Genomic DNA, 23,330 nt, shown 5'->3' on the forward strand with positions numbered 1-23,330 from the left:
ACGACAGATCGGTCAGTGGCTGTGCACGAGAACGCCGCGAATATTGCGGCCCGCGTGCATATCCGCGACCGCCTCGTTGATTTCGCCGAGTGAGTACCGCCGGGTCACCAGTTCGTCGAGCTTGAGACTGCCCGCGCGGTACATCCGCAACAGCCGGGGGATATCGGCGGTCGGATTGCAATCGCCGTACATCACGCCCTTGATGGACTTGGCGAAGTTGGTCAAGTCCTGCGGGCTGACCGCGAGATGCAGGTCAGAGGAGCCGACCGAGACCAGGACGCAGCGCCCGGACTTACCGACCGCCGCGAAGGCTTCGCCGATGATATCGCCGTCGACGCGGCCGACGGTCACGATCGCGACATCCACGCCCTGCCCGTTGGTGAGGCTGTCGATCAACGGCCGCGCCTCGGGAATAGAGCCGAAGGCCGCGGTGGCACCGAAATCAGCGGCCCGTTCCTGCTTGTACGGCACCGGGTCCACCACGATCACATGGTCGGCGCCCGCATGCCGGGCACCCTGCACGGAGTTCGCCCCGACACCGCCCAGCCCGCACACCAGCACCACATCACCCGCACGCACCGGCCCGCCGTTGACTGCCGCGCCGTATCCGGTCGCCACACCGCAGGAAACCAGACAGGCAAGTTCGAACGGCATATCGTCGGGCACCTTGACGGCTTGGGTTTCGTGACACACCAGGTAGTTCGCGAAGGTGCCGAGCCGGGTCACGCCGCCGATATCGCTACCGTCGGTCGCATGGAAGCGCGCGGTTCCGTCCATCGCGCGGCCGTGTTCCATCCCGGCACCGTTATCGCAGATGTACTGCATGCCCCGAGCGCAGTAGTGACATGTGCCGCACGCCGGTATGAACAGCGTCGCCACATGGTCGCCCGGCCGTACCCGGGTGACCTTCGATCCGACCTGCTCGACAATGCCGGCCCCTTCGTGCCCACCGACCATGGGCAGGGTGACGGCGAGGTCGCCGGTGACGAAATGATCATCGGAGTGGCACAACCCGCTGGCCATCACCTTGATTCGCACCTCGTTCGGACCGGGCTCGTCGACCTCGAGGTCCTGGACCTCCCATTTCCCGTCGATCCGGTGCAGAACGGCTCCCTGTGCCTTCATCGGCTACTCCTTGTCATTGAGAAAGTCGGGTAGTTGTCGCAGATCAGGCCGCTGCCTGTCCGCGACGTTTGCGTTCGCCGCGGGTGCGCACGAGCTTCGCGGCGATGACCGCGACGACCAGCGCACCGCCGTAGAACAGCTGCTGGACGTACTGCTGCGCACCGAGCAACTGCAATCCGGTGATGCCGGTGACCAGGAAGTAGACGGCGATCAACGTGCCCCAGGGGTTGAACCGGCCGATCCGCAGCACCGTCGAGCCGAGGAACGCCGCGGCGAACGCGGGCAACAGGAACGACGCACCCGATACCGGATCGGCGCTGGCCGTCGTACCGGCGTAGACGACGCCGGCCAGCCCGGCGGTGCCCGCGGAGATGATCAGGGCGCGCCACCGCAGCCGGGCCACATCGACACCGTTCAGCCGCGCCACATCATGGCTCTGCCCGACGAACAGCAGCCGCTGCCCGAATGCGGTGTGGTCGAAGACGTACCAGGCGACGGCGCACAACGCGAGCGCGAAGAAGAAGCCGATCGGGATCGCCAGGAACGGTTGGGTGAGCACCGCATCCGATAGCGACCGATCGATACCGCTGATCGTCGCGGAGTCCGACAACAGGTAGATCAGGCCCTGCACGACGGTTCCCATACCGAGCGTCACGATGAAGGGGTTGATCTCGAAAACCGTCACGATCAGGCCGTTGAGGACACCGACGGCGACAGCGGCCAGGATCGCGGCGAGCACCGCGAGCCAAATGTTCCATTCCTGTTGAACATTGAGCACCGCGACGACCACCATGGACAGGTTCAACGTCGACGCCACCGACAGGTCGTAATCGCCGGCGCGCAGCGGATAGAGCAAACCGATCGACACGATCAGCAGGACCACCTGGGAAGCGAGCATATTCGATACGTTCGCCGTGGTCGGAAATATATCGGGGATGGTCACGCTGAATGCGACGATCAGAACGACCCATACACCCAGCAGCGCGAAACGCTCCGGCTCGGCCGGTTTCCTCCCGCGCTTTCGCCGCGACGCAGCGGCCGCACGGCCGGCGACCGCGGACTCTTTCTCAGTGGTGCTCATCGTGTTTCCTCTGCGTAGACGGCGGACGCCAGCACGTCCTTGGTGATGTCCGCGCCGGTGATCTCGGCACTGATCCGGCCGCCGTCGAAAACGAGGACCCGGTCGGCCATTTCGACCAGCTGCTCATAGTCGGAGGTGGCACACAGCACGCCCATCCCCTTGGCCACGGCCGAGCGGATGAGAGTGAAGATCTCGCGCCGGGCGCCCACATCGACGCCCTGGGTGGGTTCGCTCAGCAGCATCACCCGCGGGTCGGTGTCCATCCATTTGCCCAGCAGTGCCTTCTGCTGATTGCCGCCGCTGAGATGGCCGAACATCGCCTGCGGATCCGGTGGAACCACGTCGAGTCGTGCACAGGTGTCCTGCGCGCGCCGGCGCAGCATCCGCCAGTCGACGGCGAGGCCGCGGGCCCGGCCGGCGAGGAAGGGCAAAGACATATTCTCCAGCACACTGAGTTCCAGTGCGCCGCCCTGCGTTTTGCGGTCGGCGGGAATCAGTACGACTCCGTTCGACATCGACAGCGCCGGACCGGGCCGGCGCACGGTGCGCCCGCCGTGCTCGACGGTGCCGGCCGCCGCGGGGCGCGCCCCGAACAGCAGATCGGGCAGCTCTTCGAAACCCGATCCGGCCAGCCCGGTCACTCCGACCACCTCGCCCGCGAACAGGTCCAGATCCAGATCACGCACCCGGCTGCCACGCAGGCCGCGTGCGGCGAGCAGCGCCGGCCGGTCGCGGTCGACCGTCGCATTCCCCTTGGGGACGTGTTCGTCGCGGGTTCCCAGAATGAGCTGGACGAGATCGTCGCGGGTGGCACCGGCGGTGCGCCGGGTACCGGCCGACCGTCCGTTCCGGAACACGGTGACCCGGTCGGTGACCTCGAGGATCTCGTCGAGATCGTGCGATACCAGCAGCACCGCGTCCCCGCGGTCGCGTAGCCGGCGCAACAGCCCGAAGAGCAGGCCGACCTCGTGTCTCGGCAGGAAAACCGTCGGTTCGTCGAGGATCAGGATCTGCCCGGCACCGTCGGAGGTCAGTTCCTGCGCGCCGACCGCCCGCACCACCGCGACCATGGCGCGTTGTACCGGCGCGAGCGTATCGATGGTGGAATCCGGGTCAACACCGATCTCGAAGCGTCCCAATAACTCCCGCACTCTTTTTCGCTCGGCGCGCCAGTCGATCCGGCGCAGGTCGCCAGCACCCCCGCACGAGTCGAGTGCAATATGCTCCAGCACCGTGCCCGCACCGGCGAGCCCGAGGTCCTGGTGCACGAAACCCAATCCGTGGTCGCGCAGCCCGCGGGCCCCGAAAGGGCTGCCGATGGTGGTACCCGCTACGGTGACCGCACCCGCGTCGGCCTCGTGGAATCCGGCCAAAACCTTGATCAGGGTCGATTTCCCGCTGCCGTTCGCACCGAGCAGCCCGTGCACCTCCCCGGCGTGCACCTCGAGGTCGACGCCGCGCAGCGCGGGAACTCCGTTGAATGCCTTCGCCAGTCCGGCCACTGCCAGCAGTGGTGTCTGCGCGGCCATCACGCCAGGCCCCACAGCCGCAGGAAGGCGCCGGCGTACTCGTCGCCGAAACCCTGACCGCTCGTGGGCGGGTCACCGGTTTCGGCGACATTGGACGCATCGATCACCCGGACCGGACCCGATGCGCCGGGCACCGGCTCCACCCCGAGCATCGCGCGGAAGGCGGCGTCGAGATTGACGTAGGCGACCCAATCGGGATTCTCGGCAACATTCATCGCGACCTGCTCGTTCTCGACCATCGCGAGGATCGACGGGGTTCCGTTGAACGTGTAGATGGGAACGTCACGGTTGTACGCAGCCTGCCTGATGCCCGGGGCGGCGTAGAGCGACATCGAATCGAAGATCGGCAGCACCGCGTTGATATCGGGATTGCGCAGCACAGCCGATTGCACCTGGCCCTGAATCTGCTGCGCCCACTGCGGAACCGCGATATTGATCACCGTCGTCCGTGAACCTTCGGGGGCCTGCTCGGCGAGCGTGTTCCGGATAGTGTCGACCATGCCCTGCGATGGGCCGGTCTCCGACGATTCGATCACCAGCGCATGCACCGGTTTCCCCTCCTGCGCGGCGGTCGCTGCGAGGGCCATCAACCGGGCCGCCTCGTTGAACGGTGCGAACGATTCGTACCGCACGCCCGGGGTCGCCGGGCTGTCCTTATCGGAAATGTGCAGCGGCACGATCGGCACACCCGCCTTGTTCGCGGCGTCGATCTGCGGGCCGAGCGTCGAGGGCAGCGGGCCGTTGAGCAGAATCGCACCCGCCCGGGCATTGATGGCCTGGTTGATGCCCTGCTGGTAGGAGATCTGGGTACCGTCGGACGGGAAGGTGACGTAGTTGATGCCCGCCTTTGCGGCGATACTCTTCATCGCCTGCTCGCCGGCCTGGTAGAACTCGGCCTTGCTATCGATGGGGATGCTGTAGATCGTCTTACCGCGCAGCGATTCCACCGCGATCGCGGGGCCGAGGTCGTCTGCGCTCGGAACGGCCGTGGCGGCGGCGACCACCTGCCGCGCTGCCTCGGCTTTCTGGATTCCCTGCGGGGTGGCCACGGCATCGCCGGTCCCGCTCTGACAGCCGGTCAGCACGCCGACCGTCACAGCGGCGGCCGCGAACGCGGCGCCGAACTTCTTCGTACGCATGGGTGTTCTCCGTGTTCGGATCGGGCGCCGGAGTTTCGGGCCGGGCGCCGGGTGCCGCTAACGCGACGCGAGCTCCGGCCGCTCGATGAGGTCGGCGTAGACGCGGGCAATGGAACGCCGCTGAAAGAACTCGATGAGATCGTCGGGGTAACCGGGCTGATCCTCGGTATCGACGTGAATATTGTCGGCGAACCGGATTTCCGCGGTGGCCTGCTCACTGTCCACGCCACGGCGAATGGCATCGGCCACCCGGCCCACGACCTCACGCCCCCATTCGCGGTAGCGGTCGAGGACATCTCGGCCGGCGACCTCGCCGTGTCCTGGGACGAGATACTCGAAGTCGTACCCCGCGACCGCGTCGATGGCATCGAACCAATCGGCGACCCGGCAATCCTGGAACGACGGGAGTCCGGCCTCGCAGACGATATCGCCGGTGAAGACCACGCCGTCCGCGGGCAGATAAGCGATCAGGCTGTTCGCGGTGTGTCCCGGCTGAAAGGTCAGTTCCAGGTGGATATCACCGAGGTGCAGGTCGAGCCGATCGTCGAAGACGACGTCGGGTACCCGCACCCGGTATTCGTCGAGCAATGCGACCGCGGCCGGATCGATGCGCGCGAAAAGCCTTGCGAGGTAATCATGATCGGGCGCATCGTGCAGCAGGCGCCGCCGGGTACCTCGATGGGAGACGACCTCGCCGCCCATCCAATAGTTCCCGATGGTGTGGTCGGGGTGGTGGTCGGTGTTGACGACATACCGTGTCGCACCGAACCCGTCCACGGTGCTACGCCACGCGATGGCGTCGGTCGGCCGGTGTGGTGTGTCCACCAGCGCGATACCGTCGCCCACGACAATCGAGTTGTTGCTGCCGAGGTGCGATGTTTCCACGTGCACATGGGCGCTGATCTGATGCAGGCTCATCGCGGCACCGCCGGCATCGAAGCGCCCCCGAGGAATCCCACGAGGTTCTCGATCCGCGCCGGCGCGAACACTTCGAGGAAGGTCGCCTCGCCTTCGATGCTGCGCCCCGAATGTTCGACGCCTCGCGGGATCACCACGACGTCTCCCACTTCGAGCACGGTTTCCGCACCGGCGACGGTGAACGAGATGCGGCCGCTCGTGATCACCATCGCCTGCTCGGCATCCGGATGATTGTGCGCGGGAAGCGTCGTCGGATGCACCCACCGGATCCGATTGAGCCCCATCTCCTTCCCCGCGACGGCGGTGCGGAAATTATTTTCCAGCACCTCCCGTTCGGGAAGGTCCGACCAGCTGGCCCAGTAGCTGCACATGGATATCACCGCTCCTTTTCCGCCCAGCACCCGCCCTCATCTTTCGGGTGCTATGACTCAGGTCACTGTAAGACGCCCTGCTGAAAACTGTCAACAGTTGTCAGATACCACCTTTCGTGGCATCATCACGCGGCGTGCCCCGGGGAGTCCGAGAAGACCACCGACCGCTCCACCGGGACGAGGAGCTCACCGTCCGCGGCGACATCATGATCGAGTTCGCCCAAGGCGCGGAGCAGGGTGCTCTTACCGGAACCACTGCGACCCGGCAGCGCCACGAACTCACTCTGCGACGGGGCCTCTGCCGGAATCGAGGGGATCAGCCCCCGCACCTTCAAAGTCGCGACCACGGTGGTCGACCCGGGTGCGTCGTTCCCGCCGGATCTGGTCGGCCGCCGGTTCGACCAGGGCCGGCTCGACGTGGCCTGAACGAGCGATATCACCTACCTGACCTGCGGGGAAGCAGACTTGTATTGGTACGCGATCAAGGATGAGCACTCCAAACGGGTGCTGGGCTGGTCGGTGGCCGACCGTATGCGCACCGAACTGGTCATCGATACCCTCGACATGGCGGTCGCGGCACGCGGCGGGCATGGCCGCGGAATCGTTCTACATGCCGACCGCGGCAGTCAATACACCGCTTCGGCCGTGGCAGCGGCCTACCGTCGTCATGGCCTGCACCGGTCGATGGGCGCTACCGGGATCTGCTGGGACAACGCCGGCACCATAACCCCCTGTCCACCATTCGGGGTGAACCTCAGCGATCCCGCTACGGACCGATGTGCCGTCACGCACATCAACCGACCAGCTGAAGGCCCCGCGTGCTACGGCGAGTGTCCCTGCTCACCGGCGACGCCGCCCCCGTTGCCTGAACTGTCGCCTGGCGTCCGGTCCAGGAGTACGTCGCAAAGGTCGTCCAGGAGCATCAGCGCCCGACCTGCTGCTTCGTCACTGCCCAGATCGTCGGCGAGAATGCGGGCCAGGGGAGGCGTGCGGCGCGGAGTGGCGCTCTGCAACATCGGGGATGGGCCGATGATCGTACGTCTGCGGTCTGATTCGTCGGTACTCGTCACGAGCAGACCTCGCTCGACCAGGTCCGCGACGCATTTGGACACATAGCTCTGTGCATAACCGGTGCGGGCAACAACATCGCCGACCGTGCTGTTCGAGTGAAACATCACGTCACTGATGATCAATTCCTCTGCGGGGCTCGGCCGTATGTCCCCTGGTTCGAGCTGCACTTGCCGGGAAAGCTCGACCAATCGTCGCCCCAGGCGGTGCAATCGTTGCCGGTCCACGGCTGCTAATCTATCACTAGAGATGTATCTATAGAGATGCATTTGACCGCGGAGGACATTCGGTATGCGATCGACGCGTACAGTTGGCACCGGCATCGGTGCGTTGATGCTGACGGTAGCCATGTTGGTCGGCTGCTCCAGCGGTACAACCGATCCCACATCGAATGGACAGGCATCGGTTGGTGAACCGGTCTCGGTCCGCGAATTGCCGCTGCCACCCACTGCCCCGTCGGACCGAGCCGGTTCGTGTGCGCATCCGACCGGCTGCATCGATGGCGGAGACCGAGGTATCGCGGAAGGACCCAGCTATACCTGGGATGCCAAGCATGTCTTGCTGCCGATTCACTATTCCGGAGCACCCGCCGCGCCGGACCCCCGCCACATCTTCAGTGGGGACCAGGTCATCGTGATCAAGACCGACGGGACCAGGTTCGCCAACGGCGAAGCGTGGCGATGCCTCACCTGCGGTATCGCCGACACCGCCCGCGCCAACCGGCAGCCCGGCTCTTCCGGCGCCGGTGAGATCCTCGTCGACCACCCACAGGCGTTTCGTGACGGAACGCGCATGCTCATCGGTACCAACGTGTTCGACTGCGGGGAGCTTCGCTTGGTGGACACGTGCACGCCGGACAAGGCCACGGTCTACCCCATCGCGCCGCATCGACCGGGGGCGGTTATGCGGGAACTCCGGCTGCATCCGGATGACAGGCATCTGGGGTTCAGCGAACCGAGCCTGATCAATGGGGTTTTTGTCGACCAGTTCGCGGTAGTGAGCGGGCTTGTCTTCAACCGGGCGGCCGCACGCTACGAACTAACCGAGGTCACCTATCTACTCCCGAACGCGTCCGAGTCCCAGGGATTGATCGAGCCGGTCCCCGGGGAACCCGCCAGGCTTCGCAGGAACGAGCCCACCGCGATGATCGGAGAGTTCCGCGGCTTCACCCACGACGGGAAGTCGGCGTTGGGTATCGGAACCTATGACTCGTGGAACTTCGACCTGTTCGTCACCGACCTGAAAACCGCTGGTTCGCGAAGAGTTTCCATGGATCCTGCGTACACCGACCCGTCGAAGACCTCGCCCGACGACGACTGGATCGTGTACATGGATGGCCGTGTCGGTGATCGCATGAGCTTTGCCGGTGCACTACCGGGTGTTCCGCCGATCGTCGATGTGGTGAACACCGGAGCAGTCCAGTTCTTCTACAACAACGGCGACCGCCGCTTCTTTCAGCCATATATCGCACGAATCGATGACCCGGGCAGAACTCAACAGCTCAACGCTTGCGACGACCCGACACCGGGGAGCGGAAGCGTGTGCGACCCGCTGTGGAACGGTCGCGCTGATCCGGCCTGGTCTCCGGATGGAACTGCCATCGTCTATTGGCAGGCCATGGCAGTGCCGCCGGCATGCGGCCCCGGCCAACCCACCGCACCCAACTGTCCGGTATCCGCCGAACCCGGTGGCCGCGCAACCCGGCTCATGATCGCCGAACTGACCGATCGGCAACCACACGAACCCCCGCCTGTCGAACCGTTCGATATGGACATCCCCTGGGCAACCCGGGTGGAACCCGGACAGCCGCTCCCCACCCGCCCGCACCTACCTGCGGGCACCTATACGCTCGACGGCGACGTATCCGGCAAAGCCACGGTGGTGGTCACCGAGAATGCCGAAGGCACCGCGGTTTCACGAATCGATGTCGACTACGACGACTACTCCATCGACGGAGACAACGTCGTAAACGGTACGGAGTCGGCTACCTCGGCGCCCTACACCTGGCATTCCGACCTGACGCTCAGCGGAAAGCACAGCGGATCGAGGTCCACCGGGCGGGACGGCTTCGTGGTGACACCGCCCAGCAAATCCGGCGAGCGCGCCACCATATCCGGAGAATTGATCACGGTTCTCGACGGTCGGACCTACACCTCTCCCCGCACCGGACAGTAAACCCGTTCAACGGTCTGGGCTTTCAACCACTACACCGGCTGCTCGATTGGTTGGGTGTGTCGTTAACTGGACAGACCCCGGTGCATGAGGGAGCGATTGAGGTGATCGGCGATTGCAGTCACCGCGTGACGCGCGGATCGACTCCGTATTGGGTCGGGGCGCCCAGATGTCCGCGCAGGGTAGCGCCGTCGTATTCGAGGTGGAACAGCCCGCGATCTTGGAGGATCGGCACGACGCCATCGACGAAGGCGTCGACCCCGTCCTCGTAGATGTCCGGCGAGACCCAGAAGCCGTCGACAGCGTCTGCCTCGAACCATTCCTGCATGTGGTCAGCGGCTTCGGCGGCCGGGCCGACGATGACGGGGTGGTAGTCGATGACACCGTGCGCGAGAACGTCGCGGACGGTCCAGCCTTCACGCGCGATCTTCAATGCGTGGACCGAGCGCGGGTCGCCCGGTGACGGCCGCGCCGCGGACAACTGTTCCGGCGAAAGTGGCCGGTCGAGCCGGGCGGGATCGAGCCGCAGGCCGAGCATCCGTCCGAGATAGGACGCGCGCTGCGGGAATGTTCGGCCGCTCAACGTGATCCGGCGATCAAGACCTTCCCGCCTATCGCTTGCGATGGTCGTCATCAGGCCGGCGAAGAACTTGATTTCGTCCGGGTTGCGCCCGGCGCGTTCGGCCGCTCGGCGGAACGCGGCACGCTGCGCACGCGCATCGTCGATCGTGAAAGCCGCTCCGATGACGCCGCTGGCCCAGCGGCCGGCGAACTCGAGGGCGTTCGCGCTGCCTCCGGCGTGGAAGACGACGGGTTGTCCCTGTTCGGAGGGGGGAATGTGCAGCGGCCCGCGCGCGGCGACGAACTCGCCGCCCAAATTTATCGGGGCAATTTTCTCGGCGTCCGCGAATCGGCCCGTCACCTTGTCGTGCACCCATGCGGTCTCTCCCCAGCTGCCCCAGAGAGCCTGCACCAGCTGGACCGTCTCATGCGCTCTCCCGTAGCGTTCGAGACTGGACGGCAGGCGTTTGCCGTAATTGGCCGCGACGTCCTCACCGCTGGACGTGACGGCGTTCCAGCCCGTCCGTCCATGACTCATGACATCGAGTGCCTTGAACTGTCGCGCGAGGTTGAATGGCTCGTTGAAGGTGGTCGAGCCGGTGGCGACGAGACCGATCCGGCTCGTCTCGCGCGCAACAGCCGCCAACGTAACCATGACATCGAGATTGAAGTTGGGCGGCTCGTTCTCGATATCGCCGACGTGACTGGGGCCGTCGGGCAGGAACAGGAACTGGAGCTTTCCACGCTCGGCCGCTCGGGCATGCCGAACTTTCACGTCGAAGCTCGTATAGCTCGTGGGATCGACCGCCGGGGCACGCCAAGCGCCGGGCAGGTTGCCGTACCCATTGCCCAGATGCATGCCGATGATCATCTGCCTGTCCATCATGTCCTCTTTCCGTGCGCAGATCCGGGCTGTTTGTCACTCGCTGAGCGTGGGTTGTGTAGGCGGGGTCGTGGTCAGCGAGGAGCGAGGTCGACGATGGAGGCCGGACTGATGGTCGATATCCAGGCTCTCGCGTAGCGTCGCGCCCTCGCACTCGGTGCGGAACAGACCGCGTTGTTGCTCTCGGATAAATGGGTTGCTGGTTCGGGGTGGCGCGGGGTGGGTGCCGGACCCCCGAAGATAAGAGGAGGTAGTCTCCTCTTATATTGGAAGCCTACGGAGACATTCTCCGTTTAGTCAATGTGAGGTGACCGCCATGCCTGAGCGCGCCACGAGCGGGGCTCGTGCCCCGCGGGCCGATGCCCGGCGCAACCGAGATCACATCCTCGCTGTCGCCGAACGGTATTTCTCCGATCACGGCGTCAACGGTTCGCTCGACGCGATCGCGAAAAAGGCCGGCGTCGGTGCAGGGACCTTGTACCGGCACTTCCCGAACCGGGAAACGCTGCTCGCCGCGTTACTCGCCGCACGCGACGAGGTGCTCGTGTCCCGGCGCGATGAACTCCGCACCCGGTCGGCCGACGCCGCCGACGCACTCGAGGGCTGGCTCGACGCGCTCACCGAATGGGCCGGCGCATTCGACGGGCTGCCGGAGCCCCTGCGCGCGGCGATGAAGAGCCCTTCTCCGCTGGCCGTGACATGCCAGGGATTCATTACGACAACCGAGGAGTTCTTGCACGCCGCCCAGCGCGAGGGGAGTGCGCGCAGCGGGATCCGGGCCCGCGATCTCTTCCTGGCCGCTCTGGCCACGAGCTGGGCACGGGGTGCGGCCATGGCTGACGACGCGTCCGGCGCGGCCCTGGCCGGTCTCCTCAGAAGCGGGTGGGAGTCGACCACACGCACGACCCGCCCAACGGGCATCACCGACAACAAGTAGCCGGAAAGTCACGCCTCGTGCCGGCCTGAACACTCGTCAACAGCAAGGAGAGCACCATGAAGCGCATCGGAATTATCGGTAGCGGATCGATCGGAGCGGCAATCGCCCGGCTCGCCGTCGCAGCCGACTACGACGTCCTCATCGCGAACTCACGGGGACCGGAATCGCTCACGGACTTGATCGACGAACTCGGCCCCCGGGCCCGGGCCGACGAGGTCCGCGCGGCAGCGTCGTTCGGTGACATCCCGGTCCTGGCCGTGCCGCTGGCCGCGTACCCGAAACTGCCCGTCGACGCCTTCGCCGGAAAGACGGTCCTTTCCACCGGGAACTACTACCCTCATCGCGATGGCCGCATCGAGCAGCTGGACTCCCTGAAGAGCACGACGGCCGAGTACGAGCAGTCGCTTCTTCCGGGAACGGTGATCGTCAAGGCGTTCAACAACATTCTCTTCCAACATATCCCGAACCTGGCACACTCCTCCCCGCGTACCGCGCTGCCGATCGCCGGAGACGACAGCGAGGCGAAGGCGCGGGTCTCCACGATCGTGAACACGCTCGGTTTCGATACCGTCGACGCCGGAACGCTCGCCGAATCCTGGAGGTTCGAACCGGAGTCCGGTGCGTACACCCCGATCTACGCGGCCGACAAGGACAGGTTCGCCGCGGACTACCTCGCCGACCCGGGTGCCCCCGTTCCGGCCGACCGCCTGCGCGAGCTACTTACCGCCTCGCATCGTCCCGACGTCGCGGCACGACAGTTCTGACGGCAGCGTTCCAGGAGGCGCCACGATCATCTCGAGCGGCGGCTCACATTCACCACGGCTCAGGCGGGGAGCCGTGGCGCCGGAACGGCACGGTATTCGACGCCAACAAAGCCGTATAACGCGCCAAACGCCTCCCGATATCGGGTGATGGCGCAGGATGCAAACGTACTGGCGGGACTTCCGATGCCTGCCGGAGCTGCCGTCTCGACAGCGCTGTCGAGCGCCGGCCGCCGACCCATGTAAGGAGGCAGCAGTGAAGCTGAACTCGTATCAGAACCTCCGTGTCGCGAACTTCAGCGTCCACGCACTGCGCCGAATTCTCGAAGAAGCGGGTCTCGACTGGCGAACCGCACTCGCCGATGCCGAGATCGACCCCGATGCCGTGAACCGCCCGGGGGGCACCATTCCGGCGAAGAAGGAACTCGCCTTTCAACTCGAGTTCGTCACGCTGACGAGAGATCGCGTCGATCTCTGGTTACGCGCCGCGCGGGCCTACACCACTGCCACGGTCGGCGCCCGCGGAATGGCCCTCGCGACCGCGCCGACCATTGCGTCCTGGGTCGAAGCAGTGAACGCGGTCGACTACTCGCCGGGACTTCTCGAGATCGGGGCGCTCCGGACATCCGATGGCACGGTGACAGGTGTCCAGTTCACCTACCCCGACACCGCGAAAGAGCTGATCCCGTTCAGCGCATATCGCGACCTCTATGCCACCAGCCGTTCGTTCGAGTGGCTCTACGGCGGCCGATTCCCGTTCACTCGCATCGAATTCCCGTTACCGGAAGTCTCGCCCGAAGCATTGACCTACATCTCCTGCAACGTGGTCGAATGTGGCTCCGAGACATTGCGGCTGTGGTGGGATCCCGTGATATCGACAGAGGAACTCCCTTTCGGGAACGCATTCCAGCACGCGGCATGGATCAAAGCGGACACCGAAGTTCTCGACTCGTTCCGGGCGACCGGCGACTGGCCCGACACCGTCGCCAAAGCCATCAGGGCCGCGCCGGCGCTCAACCGGAAACTCGCGAATGTGGCTGCCACGCTGCAGGTCTCACCGCGCACGCTGCAGCGCAAACTCGAACTCGCAGGCCACGATTTCGCCGAGCTACGCGACGAGATCCTGTGTGACCTCGCCTGCGATCTGCTCTCCAATTCCGACCATTCCATATCCCGGATATCCCGGACGTTGGGCTACAAGGACGCAGCCAGCTTCACGATCGCCTTCAAGCGGTGGCGAGGGATGCCGCCGTCCGCGTACCGGGATGCCTCTCAGTACCGACCGGACAGCGGATCCCCGGATTAGCCCGACCGACCGAATCCGCGCCGACGCGTCATGTGTTGCCCTTGCTGGGAGCGGTCCGGCCGATTTCGTTGTCTCTCATGCCGTTCCGTCAGGACACTCGCAGCACAGCGCTGATTCTCTCCACGGCCGCTGGGCGAATCCGTTGAGCTCAACGAGTAGCCGGCAACGGTTGGTCGGAAATAGGCTGTCGGTCGCGGTGGCTCGGCCGGGATGCAGCGGTGCTTGCCTGCACTGTGCACGCCGCGGCGCCGAGGGCCAGACCCGCAACGGCCAGTGGTGAGAGTGTCTCCCCGAGCGCGGCCCACGCCATGACACTCGCCGCTGCCGGGATGACCGCGAACAGAATCGAGGCCGCGCGGGCCCCCGCCCTCTTGATTGCGGCCGAGTACAGCGTGGTAGCACCAACGGAAGTGGCGACGATCATGCACGCCAGCAGAAGCAGAGCGTGCGGCCAGTCCGAGGATTGCGGGCCGGTGAGGACCGCCGCCACCCCGGCGACCGGAGTGGCCGCCGTGATACCGAGTGCGGTGACCAGCCACGGGTCCATATCGGTGCAGAAGCGACCCTGATACACACCGCCGGCCGATAAACCGAGCATGGCGATCACTACCGCCGCAATACCGATCCCCATCTGATGGTCGGCGGCAATACGCGGCGCGCAGGCGAGCAGTACCGCGGCGGTGGCCAACACGAGCGCGAACATTCCCCTACGCGACTCACGATGGCGCGTCACCGCTACCATGAGGGCGGCTGTGATCACCGGGTTGAGCGCGATCACCAATGAGGCCAGTCCTGCCGAAACTCCATGGGCCAACCCCCAATACAACCCGAGGAACTGCACCGCCTGGGTCATCAACCCGGCGACCATCGCATGCCACACCTGCCGCCGCGAAGGCAGCGCCGTTCTGCGGGCGGCCACGATCGCCCAAAGGATCATCGCCGAACCTGCGAAACGCAGGAAGATCACCAAGAAAGGGGACATGACCGCGACCGTCGCCGTTCCGAGTGGATATCCGGCCGCGTACAGCAGCACGGTCGGAACAGCCAGTCGCGCCGACAGGCGGGGCGTGGTCGTGTACATGGCTCCACAATCGGCCGCGAGCACGGCCGCCGCAAGACCGTTCACAAAACGTGAACAGTCTTGCGGCATACTGGCGCTATGGCCACTCTCGACATCCCCCAACTTCGCAGTGTGGTCGCGGTCGCGACATTCTCGAGCGTGCGCCGAGCCGCCGAGGCGCTCCACCTCACCCCGTCAGCCGTCAGCAACCATCTGCGCAAGCTCGAGAAAACACTCGGCACCCGGCTGGTCACCGCCCAGGGACGAGGAATCGGACTCACCAGCGACGGCGAGGAACTCGTCGCCCGGGCACGGGTGATCCTGACGCACCACGACGACGCGATCCACGCCCTGGCGCCCCCCGGGGACAGCGAGTTCCTGGTCGCCGCGACCGAACACGCGGCGCAATTCCTCGTACCGAGTGTCGTATCCACCCTGAATGCCCTGCATCCCGGCCACGAGATCAGACTGCGGCTGACTCGCAGCGCCCATGTGCGCGATCTGGTTCACGACGACCGCGCCGACGTGGCCTTGATGCTCACCCGGCCGGCTCGCGGAAGCCATGCCATCGCCGAGCTTCCCTTGCAATGGTTCGGCACCGACGACGCCCCTCGCGACCGCCTGATCTTCTTCACTCGCCCGTGCGCGGTACGGGACCAAGCGCTCGCGTCGCTGACGAAAGCCCCGCACCGGGTCGTGAAGGAATGCCCGGACCTGACCGGCGTGCTCACCGCCGCACGGCACGGCCTCGGGGTCACCCCACTGCCGCGCCTGGGCCCGCCGCCGGACGGGATCAGCCGCATCGACGCGCTACCCCCGATCCCCGACGTGACTCTGTATGCGGCCACCAGCGACCGCATCGACGCCATGACCAGAGCGCGGATCATCGAAACACTGCGGGCACGCCTCACCGCCGGCCGGCGCGTCGACTCGTAGACCCGCACATCGGAGCGGTCTGGACGTGGACCTTTTCCATGAGCGCCCGAACACCAGAGCACGAGTTCTCGTTATCGGTGCCCGCAGCGGATTACCGGGAGGACCACGCTTGTGCGGTCATATCGGATCTGCCATCGACCCCGAGGTTGACCGGATGCGGCCTCCGTTTTATGCTCAGAAGGTATCCGGAGGAAGCATCCGCTTTGCCGTGTGGATCAGGTAGGAGGACGTATGGCCGCCGAGGAGCAGCCGGGCCGCCGGCCGCGCGCGGATGTCCAGCGCAACCGTGCTGCTCTGCTGGAGGCGGCTCAGCGTCAGTTCCTGAGGTTCGGGGTCGGCACGTCGCTGGAGGCGGTCGCCAAGGAGGCCGGGGTCGGGCCGGGCACGTTGTATCGGCATTTCCCGAACCGCGAGGCGCTGCTGGCGGCGGTGTTGCAGTCCCGTTCGGAAGAACTGGAGGCACGTCGAGCCGATATCGCTCAGCTCGACGACGCGCTGGAAAAGCTGAGGCAATGGCTGCGTGCGATGGAGGAATATTTCAGCGCGTTCAGCGGGTTGCCGGAACCGCTCATGGCTGCGGCGCGGGCACTGGAACCGGATAACCCGCTGACGGTGCCCTGCGAAAATCTCATCGGGACCACCGATGAATACATGCGCGGCGCGCAACTCACGGGACAGGTGCGGGCCGCGGTGAGCGGGCGTGACCTGTTCCTCCTGGCCGTCTCGGTGGCATGGACCATGGGCGCCGCCGAGGCCGACCAGCAGGCGCTCGATCGTCTCCTGACACTGATCGAGAACGGCTACCGCGAACAACACAACAAGCTGTAGCAGCATCACCCGCCGTACTCGCCGACCCGCAAGACCGAGGCGGAACCGCGGCATACGCGTTCGGTAACGCCTGGAAAAATGCCGGCTTTTCCGTCATTCGGCAGGCCCAGTACCCGCGGCGGTGAGCCCCGCAATTCGGTCCGGGTCGCACAGGGCCGGAAACGAGGAAGAGGCCGTCCAACGGCTCGGCCGACACGGCGACCGCGCAGCGTTGCCCGATCGAGCAAATCGATAGAACAACCCAAGGAGTTACTGGATGAAAATCGGCATTCTCGGTGTCGGCCATATCGGCAAGACACTCGGTCGAAAGTTGAGCACGGCCGGACACGACGTGAAGGTGGCCAACTCCCGCGGGCCCGAAACGATCGACGCCACGGTCCTGGAGACGGGAGCACGTGCGGTGACCGCGTCCGAAGCGGTGCAAGATGTGGACGTCGTCATCCTCTCCACCCCGCTGAACCGGTTGCCCGATATCGCGCCGCTACTCACCGGCGTACCCGCCGGGACCGTTGTCATCGACACCTCGAACTACTATCCGGGGCGCGACTCCCAAATAGCGGCGATCGAGGCAGGCCAGGTCGAAAGTATCTGGGCCGCAGAACAGCTCGGTCGGCCGATCGTCAAGGCGTGGAACGCCATCGGCTCCGTCTCCTTCGCCCTGAAAGGCACGCCGCCGGGCACTCCGGGTCGTATCGCCATCCCGGTCGCCGCCGATGACGACAGCGAACGCGCGGTCGGCATGGCGCTGGTCGAGGACACCGGATTCGATGGTTTCGATGCCGGACCGCTGGCGCAATCGTGGCGTCAGCAGCCCGGGGCACCGGCGTACTGCACGGACCTCACCCGCGACGAGATGCCGGCGGCCCTGGCGAGCGCCGAGGCCGCACGACTGCCGAAGCGGCGCGATCTGTCGGTCGCCGCCATCTTCGAAAGGGTCGGCGACGGGACGACGAACCCCGACTCGGAGTACGGCGTCCGTCTCAGCCGCGCATTGTTCATGTAGCGATCCGCACACGGCAGAAGAAAGGAACACGATATGAGGATTTCCGTTATCGGCGCCGGAGCCATCGGCGGCAATATCGCACGCCGGCTCAGCGAGGCCGGACACGACGTATTGGTCGCGGACGCCCGGGGCCCGGAGGCCGTCGCCACCGACGTCCGCGAGGCGGGCGCTCGCGCAGTCGACCTGGAAGCCGCGACCCACGACAGGGAGGTCATCATCCTGTCGATCCCGTTCGCGAAGCAGCCCGAGCTCGCCGGCGTCCTCGCCGGGGTTTCCGGCGATACCGTGATCGTCGATACGTCGAACTACTATCCCGGCATGAACGGCCACGTCGAGGCGGTGGACCACGGGCAGGTCGAGAGCGTGTGGAGCGCCGAGCAGCTCGGCAAACCGATTGTGAAGGCGTGGAACGCGGCGCTCGCGGGGACGCAGCAGACCAAGGGAGTACCCGCCGGAACGCCTGGTCGCATCGCGATCCCCGTTGCCGCCGACTCGGAACTAGCCCGCCGGATCGTCATGCAGCTCGTCGACGACACAGGCTTCGATCCGGTCGATGCCGGTGTTCTGGCCGAATCGTGGCGGCAGCAGCCGGGGACGCCTGCCTACTGCACGGAACTGGATGCCGCGGAGTTGCGGCGGGCCCTGGCAGCGGCCGACAAGGACGAAGCTCCCCGTACTCGTGACCGGCTCGGGGAGCAATTCACGAGCCTGACTGCGGCACCCTCGCTGGACGAGACCGTCGCGATCAATCGCGCCGCACACCACTGACCCACCGCCCGCGGGCCGCCGACCTCTCCGGTAGAAGAGGCCGGCGTCCCGTTGCGGTGGCGCCATCTCGCGCGGCCGTCCGCACACCGTCGGATGGCAAGCCCAGCGCTGGTCACCGGTGAAATTACAACTGCAACGCCTTGGCAAGCTCACGGAGCACCGGCCGCGGATCGGTCGCCGGTGTGTCCGTCAGGACCTGCACGACGACGTGGTCCGCGCCGGCGTCGAGATGTGCGGTGAGCGCAGCGGCCGCGTCGTCGGCCGAACCCACGCCGACCAGTGCGCGGGCCAACCGGTCCGACCCACCGGTGACCAGGTCGGATTCGTCGAAACCTTGGCGTAGCCACGAGTTCCGGTAGTTCGGCAGCGTCGAACCCATCGTGAGATGGTCGTGCGCACGCCGAAGTTGATCCTCGGAATCGCCACCGATCGCCACGGCTTGTTCGGTGACGATCCAGCGATCGGGGCCGAGGATCGAGCGGGTGACCTGCGTCTGCTGGGGCGTCACCAGATAGGGATGGGCTCCATCGGCGTGTTCGCCGGACAGTTCGATCATCTTCGGTCCCAGTGCGGCGAGCAGACGTAGCGGCCTGGCGCCGGGCTCGATCTCTGGGGACAGCGCATCCATGCGCTCGAGATACGTCCGCATCGTCGCCAGCGGCTTGCGATACGCACCCCCTTCCAACTGTTCGACGAACGCGCCGTGGCTGACGCCCAGACCGAGCACGAACCGCCCCGGGTACAGGGCACTGAGGATGCGGCCGCCGGACTCCGCCGCTGTCGGTATCCGGACGTGGATATTGGCGATACCGGTGCCGATCACCAGCCGGTCGGTGGCCGAGAGAAAGGCCCCGGATTCCACCAGCGCGTCTTTCCCGCCCCCCTCGGGCATGAACAGCGAACCGAACCCCAACGCTTCGATTTCCCGGGCGATGTCCTGCGCCTCACGTATCGGCCACGCCTCGCTGTTCCACCAGACGCCGACCTCGGACGGAAACTTCACGCCGGCAGTTCGATCGGACATAATTCTTGACCTACTTTCCAGGTTCGTCGGATATGTTGTCGATATCAGCGAAGCGTGCCGCCGGGACACCACGGCGACCGGAATGCCGGCTCGACCGGCCCGATCCCGAAGGCCGGCCCTGTCGAATCAAATATGGCCTACTCGTCCGGTGTGGGCGTGAAGACCGGGACATACTCGTCGGCTTCCGCCGGCCCGGATTTGGGGAACACCGCGCGGACTCGTAGTCCCGCGGTGAGGGTATCGCGCTCGATATCGACGAGCTGGGTCCACCACCACGGCCCCTCATCGAGTTCGACCACACCGATCGTGAGCTCGACCGGGGTATCCGAACCGCCGCCCCGCCGGGGGACGAACGCCCACGAGACGACCCGGCCGAGCCCCGAAGCCGCCACCCATTCCAGATCGGTGTTACCCACGCTGTCCTGTACTGCGGGCGGGGCCAGGACCTCGCCGGTTTCCGTGGACCGGCGCACCAGGAAGACTCCTCGTGCGGCGCCGTCGAAGAATTCCGAGGTGGCGGCATCGCGGACAACAGGCTGAATGTTCATAGATGTGGGAATCCCTCCGTTTCTTCCGACCCTGCTCACGAGCCCAGGATCAAGGTCGAGTGGTGGTCGAGAATTCCGCCGTTACCCGAAACCAGGACGAGCTCGTGCTGGTCTACCTGCCGGGCACCTGCCTGCCCGCGCGCCTGCAGGACGGCCTCGGACAGCGGGGTCATACCCCACATGTAATACGAGGACAGCTGTCCCCCACCGGTATTCATCTTCAGCTTGCCCTCGGGGCCGATATTTCCCGGCGTCGACACGAACTCGCCTCCTTCGCCTTTGGCGCAGAACCCGTAATCCTCGAGACTGACCAGAGCGGTGTAGGTGTAGCAGTCGTAGAGTTCGGCGATATCGATATCGTCGACGGTGACGCCGGCCATCGACATGGCCGCCGGCCCGGAGCGGGCCGCGCCGGTCACCAACCCGAAGTCGTCGTGACGACGCAATTTCGTGCCGGGATGACTTTGTGCCCATCCGAGAACGCGGACCGGCGGCTGCGCCAGGTCGCGACCACGTTCGGCGGTGGTCACCACCACGGCGACACCACCGTTCGAGACCAGGCAGCAATCGTAGAGGTGAAACGGATCGCTGATGATGCGGGACTGGTGGTGGTCGGTGAGGGTGATGGGGGTCCGCATCTGCGCCAGTGGATTGAGCAGAGCCCATTCGCGCTGGGCGACGGCGATGGCGCCGAACTGTTCGGAAGTCGTCCCGTATTCGAGCATATGGCGTCGCGCCGCCAGCGAGTACAGCACGTTCGGGGTGACGGCACCCGTCGACCGCTGCAGGCCCGCCCATCCGGAGGGCGTCCGATGACCATCCGAATAGGCCCGGCCCGCCCCGGCCCCTTCCACAAGCGGAGCATCGCCGAACACGCACACGATGACTTCGGCCATCCCGGCCTGCACCGCCATCGATGCGTATTGGACCATCGCGCCCGCTGTAGAACCGAATGCCTGCATCTGGGTGAGCACCGCGAGATCGCGCAGTCCGAGGTCGACCTGCAGCCCGAAGCCGACATCGTTGGTCACACCCCCGGAGACGAGCAAACCGTCGACATCCGACAGGGCCAGTCCGGCGTCGGCCACCGCCAGCCGGGCGGCCTCGGCGGCGAACTGACCGGCGCTCCTGCCGTATATCTTCCCCATCTCGGTCATTCCGAGCCCGGCGATGATCGGCGAGCGCGGAGTATGAAGAGTCGGTTTCATCGTCCCGTCCAGTTCGGTGTCCGCTTCTCGACGAAGGCACGAAGCCCCTCCAGCGCATCCTGCGTGTGCCGGACCCGTCCCGCTTCCAGGCGGTTGCGGGTCCAGTCCGCCGCTTCGCGCTCCACACCTCCGTCGGTGATTCCGGCGGCGATACGCTTGGTGGCCTGCACCGCCAGCGGCGCGTTGGCGGCGATGACATCGGCCAGCTCGAGCGCCGTCGCAAGAACTTGCGACCGCGGAACGACCCGGGTGACCAGGCCCAGCTCCAAGGCTCGCGCGGCCGAGATCTGCTCACCGGTGAACACCATCTCCAAGGCGACTTTCCGAGGGATCTGCTGCGCCAACCGGAACGCACCGCCCGCGGCGGCCACGAGACCGCGCCGCACTTCGGGCAGGCCGAACTCGGCGGTGTCCGCCGCGACGACCAGGTCGCTGGCCAGCGCCAGTTCGGTGCCGCCGCCGAGCGCGAACCCGTTGACCGCGGCGATGGTGGGCTTGCTGACGGGGTGATCGACATACCCGGCGAAACCCCACCGGGCACGGGCACCCGCGGGGTGGATATCTTCCCCGGCGGCCAGCGCCTTGAGATCTGCCCCGGCACAGAATGCCCGGTCGCCCGCGCCGGTGAGAACGATCGCTCGGACCGCCGGATCGTTCTCGGCTGTCTCGAGCGCGGCGCCGATCGATTCGGCGACGACCCGGTTGATGCTGTTACGGGCCCGCGGCCGGTTGATCGTGATCAGCAGGACATTGCCACGCTGTTGCGTCACGACCGCCTCGGTATGCAGGTCGTGAGCTTCTCCGATTGTCATGGTTCGCCTCACTGCTATCGGACTCGGGATGGGTTGTTCGGGCCACAATCCGGCGTCGAAGAACGGCAACGACCCCGCCCGGCGTCGACCGCACTCGGCAGCCCGTAACGGACCGGCCGACCGCTGCCGCCCCGCGGAGCGCGATCGATCATCACCGTGACATCGATTATACTGACACATCTAGTCCAAATTAGAAAGATGGCCGCCCACCTGCTGCAACAGAGGACCATACCCAGACCATTTCCGCCGAGCGCGACGGGCCGCACGATATGTCGACCCGAACGCCAGTCGCCGCTGTTATTCAGCAATAACCGGCCCGCGCTCGGCGCTGCCAACCTCCCGCCAGAAACAATTCCACTAGGGTCGAAGCATCCAGCCGTTTACGCATGACACTTGCGGAATAGTGCCACAACGGTTAATACTGACCAATATTGTCCATATATAAGGACTGATGATCACGGTGAGCCGTTGCCCGACAGGACCTCACTCCCCGAGTACGGAGGTATGAAGATGCAGGTATCCCTCGAAGGGAAAGTCGCGCTGGTAACCGGCTCGGGCCAGGGAATCGGCGCTGCGATCGCCACCCAGCTGGCATCGTCCGGCGCCCATGTGGCCGTATGCGATCTTCGGAGCGACCGCGCCGATGCTGTCGCACAGCACCTGTCGGAACAAGGTTTCCGAGCCCACGCATTCACCTGCGATGTCACCTCGCCCGAAGCGGTCGCGGCACTGACCCGCACGATCACGACGACCCTCGGGCCCATCGATATCCTGGTGAACAACGTGGGATGGGCAGGTGATGACCCGTTCGTCTCACTCGGCGCCGAGCAGATCCGCAATCTGGTCGACGTCAATCTCATGTCGACGATATTCGTCTGCCACGAAGTCGGCGCCGGTATGGTCGAACGCGGTTCCGGACGGATCATCAACATCGCCAGCGACGCCGGCCGGGTCGGTAGCGGCGGGCAGGCCGTCTACGCCGCCACGAAGGGCGGCGTCATCGCTTTCACCAAATCGCTGGCCCGGGAGTGGGCCAAGCGCGGTATCACCGCGAACTGCGTCTCCCCCGGCGCCACCGATACCCCGCTGTGGGCCGACGATACCTCCGACCGCATCAAATCCATGTTGCTGTCGACCATCCCGCTCAAACGAGTCGGCAGGACCGACGAAATCGCCACCGCGGTCACCTTCCTCGTCTCCGACAAAGCCGATTACATCACCGGCCAGGTGCTCAGCGTCAGCGGTGGCCTGACCATGGTCGATTAGCGGCGACGAGTTCGCCGGCCGCGGAG

22 protein-coding genes and 2 pseudogenes are annotated in these 23,330 nt (G+C 65.8%); 10 read left to right on the top strand and 14 right to left on the bottom strand.

Features of this window, described 5'->3' with window-relative positions:
- Positions 1-12: 12 nt before the first annotated feature.
- The 7 genes and pseudogenes from ABZ827_RS08385 to ABZ827_RS08415 all read right to left on the bottom strand — a co-directional run.
- Entirely contained in the window at positions 13-1,125 is a 1,113-nt protein-coding gene (locus tag ABZ827_RS08385) for a Zn-dependent alcohol dehydrogenase (protein ID WP_357234191.1), read from the bottom strand.
- 43 nt (positions 1,126-1,168) lie between these two features.
- A complete protein-coding gene (locus tag ABZ827_RS08390) occupies positions 1,169-2,206 on the bottom strand; it encodes an ABC transporter permease (RefSeq protein WP_357234194.1) in 1,038 nt (345 codons plus the stop codon).
- Complete coding sequence (locus ABZ827_RS08395) at positions 2,203-3,735, bottom strand: sugar ABC transporter ATP-binding protein (RefSeq protein WP_357234196.1); 1,533 nt, start codon at positions 3,733-3,735, stop codon at positions 2,203-2,205. Before ABZ827_RS08395 ends, ABZ827_RS08390 begins: the two co-directional genes overlap by 4 nt.
- Positions 3,735-4,874 (bottom strand): substrate-binding domain-containing protein, encoded by a 1,140-nt coding sequence (locus ABZ827_RS08400; protein WP_357234198.1) that lies wholly within the window; start codon positions 4,872-4,874, stop codon positions 3,735-3,737. The genes ABZ827_RS08395 and ABZ827_RS08400 overlap by 1 nt, the downstream gene beginning before the upstream one ends.
- A gap of 57 nt (positions 4,875-4,931) precedes the next feature.
- Entirely contained in the window at positions 4,932-5,792 is an 861-nt protein-coding gene (locus ABZ827_RS08405) for an MBL fold metallo-hydrolase (protein ID WP_357234200.1), read from the bottom strand.
- A complete protein-coding gene (locus tag ABZ827_RS08410; RefSeq protein WP_357234202.1) occupies positions 5,789-6,163 on the bottom strand; it encodes a cupin domain-containing protein in 375 nt (124 codons plus the stop codon). The genes ABZ827_RS08405 and ABZ827_RS08410 overlap by 4 nt, the downstream gene beginning before the upstream one ends.
- 143 nt (positions 6,164-6,306) lie before the next feature.
- Positions 6,307-6,498 (bottom strand): annotated as a pseudogene (locus tag ABZ827_RS08415) (ATP-binding cassette domain-containing protein); the annotation flags it as partial.
- A gap of 130 nt (positions 6,499-6,628) precedes the next feature.
- On the opposite strand from ABZ827_RS08415, the pseudogene ABZ827_RS08420 reads away from it, so the two are divergent.
- Positions 6,629-6,802, top strand: a pseudogene (locus tag ABZ827_RS08420) (DDE-type integrase/transposase/recombinase); the annotation flags it as partial.
- Between the two features lie 182 nt (positions 6,803-6,984).
- Here ABZ827_RS08420 and ABZ827_RS08425 read toward each other — a convergent pair.
- Positions 6,985-7,458 carry a helix-turn-helix domain-containing protein gene (locus ABZ827_RS08425; RefSeq protein ID WP_357234205.1) on the bottom strand — a complete coding sequence of 158 codons (474 nt, stop codon included), beginning with the start codon at positions 7,456-7,458 and terminating at the stop codon, positions 6,985-6,987.
- A gap of 406 nt (positions 7,459-7,864) precedes the next feature.
- Between ABZ827_RS08425 and ABZ827_RS08430 the strand changes: the two genes are divergently transcribed.
- Positions 7,865-9,406 carry a hypothetical protein gene (locus tag ABZ827_RS08430; protein WP_357234207.1) on the top strand — a complete coding sequence of 514 codons (1,542 nt, stop codon included), beginning with the start codon at positions 7,865-7,867 and terminating at the stop codon, positions 9,404-9,406.
- A 118-nt stretch (positions 9,407-9,524) separates the two neighbouring features.
- Here the strand turns inward: ABZ827_RS08430 and ABZ827_RS08435 are convergent, their stop codons facing one another.
- Positions 9,525-10,850, bottom strand: a complete 1,326-nt coding sequence (locus ABZ827_RS08435; RefSeq protein WP_357234209.1) for an NtaA/DmoA family FMN-dependent monooxygenase — start codon at positions 10,848-10,850, stop codon at positions 9,525-9,527.
- A 313-nt stretch (positions 10,851-11,163) separates the two neighbouring features.
- Here ABZ827_RS08435 and ABZ827_RS08440 point away from each other — a divergent pair, with 313 nt between their 5' ends.
- The 3 genes from ABZ827_RS08440 to ABZ827_RS08450 all read left to right on the top strand — a co-directional run bounded on the left by ABZ827_RS08440 (position 11,164) and on the right by ABZ827_RS08450 (position 13,851).
- Positions 11,164-11,784, top strand: a complete 621-nt coding sequence (locus ABZ827_RS08440) for a helix-turn-helix domain-containing protein (RefSeq protein ID WP_357234212.1) — start codon at positions 11,164-11,166, stop codon at positions 11,782-11,784.
- Positions 11,785-11,840: 56 nt separating this feature from the next.
- Positions 11,841-12,548, top strand: coding sequence for an NAD(P)-binding domain-containing protein (locus tag ABZ827_RS08445; protein WP_357234215.1), 708 nt, complete (start codon positions 11,841-11,843; stop codon positions 12,546-12,548).
- A 253-nt stretch (positions 12,549-12,801) separates the two neighbouring features.
- A complete protein-coding gene (locus tag ABZ827_RS08450) occupies positions 12,802-13,851 on the top strand; it encodes a helix-turn-helix domain-containing protein (RefSeq protein WP_357234217.1) in 1,050 nt (349 codons plus the stop codon).
- A 148-nt stretch (positions 13,852-13,999) separates the two neighbouring features.
- Here ABZ827_RS08450 and ABZ827_RS08455 read toward each other — a convergent pair whose 3' ends face one another.
- The gene (locus tag ABZ827_RS08455; RefSeq protein ID WP_357234219.1) at positions 14,000-14,932 is read right to left on the bottom strand and encodes a DMT family transporter; all 933 of its coding nucleotides are present in this window, start codon (positions 14,930-14,932) and stop codon (positions 14,000-14,002) included.
- 78 nt (positions 14,933-15,010) lie between these two features.
- On the opposite strand from ABZ827_RS08455, the gene ABZ827_RS08460 reads away from it, so the two are divergent.
- The 4 genes from ABZ827_RS08460 (at position 15,011) to ABZ827_RS08475 (ending at position 18,446) form a co-directional block, all read left to right on the top strand.
- Complete coding sequence (locus tag ABZ827_RS08460) at positions 15,011-15,847, top strand: LysR family transcriptional regulator (protein ID WP_357234222.1); 837 nt, start codon at positions 15,011-15,013, stop codon at positions 15,845-15,847.
- A gap of 231 nt (positions 15,848-16,078) precedes the next feature.
- Positions 16,079-16,675, top strand: coding sequence for a helix-turn-helix domain-containing protein (locus tag ABZ827_RS08465; protein WP_357234225.1), 597 nt, complete (start codon positions 16,079-16,081; stop codon positions 16,673-16,675).
- A gap of 256 nt (positions 16,676-16,931) precedes the next feature.
- Positions 16,932-17,678 (top strand): NAD(P)-binding domain-containing protein, encoded by a 747-nt coding sequence (locus ABZ827_RS08470; protein WP_357234228.1) that lies wholly within the window; start codon positions 16,932-16,934, stop codon positions 17,676-17,678.
- 33 nt (positions 17,679-17,711) lie between these two features.
- The gene (locus ABZ827_RS08475) at positions 17,712-18,446 is read left to right on the top strand and encodes an NAD(P)-binding domain-containing protein (protein WP_357234231.1); all 735 of its coding nucleotides are present in this window, start codon (positions 17,712-17,714) and stop codon (positions 18,444-18,446) included.
- 124 nt (positions 18,447-18,570) lie between these two features.
- Here ABZ827_RS08475 and ABZ827_RS08480 read toward each other — a convergent pair whose 3' ends face one another.
- The 4 genes from ABZ827_RS08480 to ABZ827_RS08495 form a co-directional block, all read right to left on the bottom strand.
- Positions 18,571-19,470, bottom strand: coding sequence for a TIGR03620 family F420-dependent LLM class oxidoreductase (locus ABZ827_RS08480; protein WP_357234233.1), 900 nt, complete (start codon positions 19,468-19,470; stop codon positions 18,571-18,573).
- Positions 19,471-19,607: 137 nt separating this feature from the next.
- Entirely contained in the window at positions 19,608-20,018 is a 411-nt protein-coding gene (locus ABZ827_RS08485) for an OB-fold domain-containing protein (protein WP_357234236.1), read from the bottom strand.
- Between the two features lie 35 nt (positions 20,019-20,053).
- Complete coding sequence (locus tag ABZ827_RS08490) at positions 20,054-21,226, bottom strand: thiolase family protein (RefSeq protein ID WP_357234238.1); 1,173 nt, start codon at positions 21,224-21,226, stop codon at positions 20,054-20,056.
- Positions 21,223-22,038, bottom strand: coding sequence for a crotonase/enoyl-CoA hydratase family protein (locus tag ABZ827_RS08495; RefSeq protein WP_357234241.1), 816 nt, complete (start codon positions 22,036-22,038; stop codon positions 21,223-21,225). Before ABZ827_RS08495 ends, ABZ827_RS08490 begins: the two co-directional genes overlap by 4 nt.
- 504 nt (positions 22,039-22,542) lie before the next feature.
- Between ABZ827_RS08495 and ABZ827_RS08500 the strand changes: the two genes are divergently transcribed.
- On the top strand, positions 22,543-23,304 hold the full coding sequence (locus tag ABZ827_RS08500; protein WP_357234244.1) for an SDR family NAD(P)-dependent oxidoreductase: 762 nt from the start codon (positions 22,543-22,545) through the stop codon (positions 23,302-23,304).
- Positions 23,305-23,330 lie beyond the last annotated feature (26 nt).

Source organism: Nocardia sp. NPDC019395, assembly GCF_040632335.1.
GTDB lineage: Bacteria > Actinomycetota > Actinomycetes > Mycobacteriales > Mycobacteriaceae > Nocardia.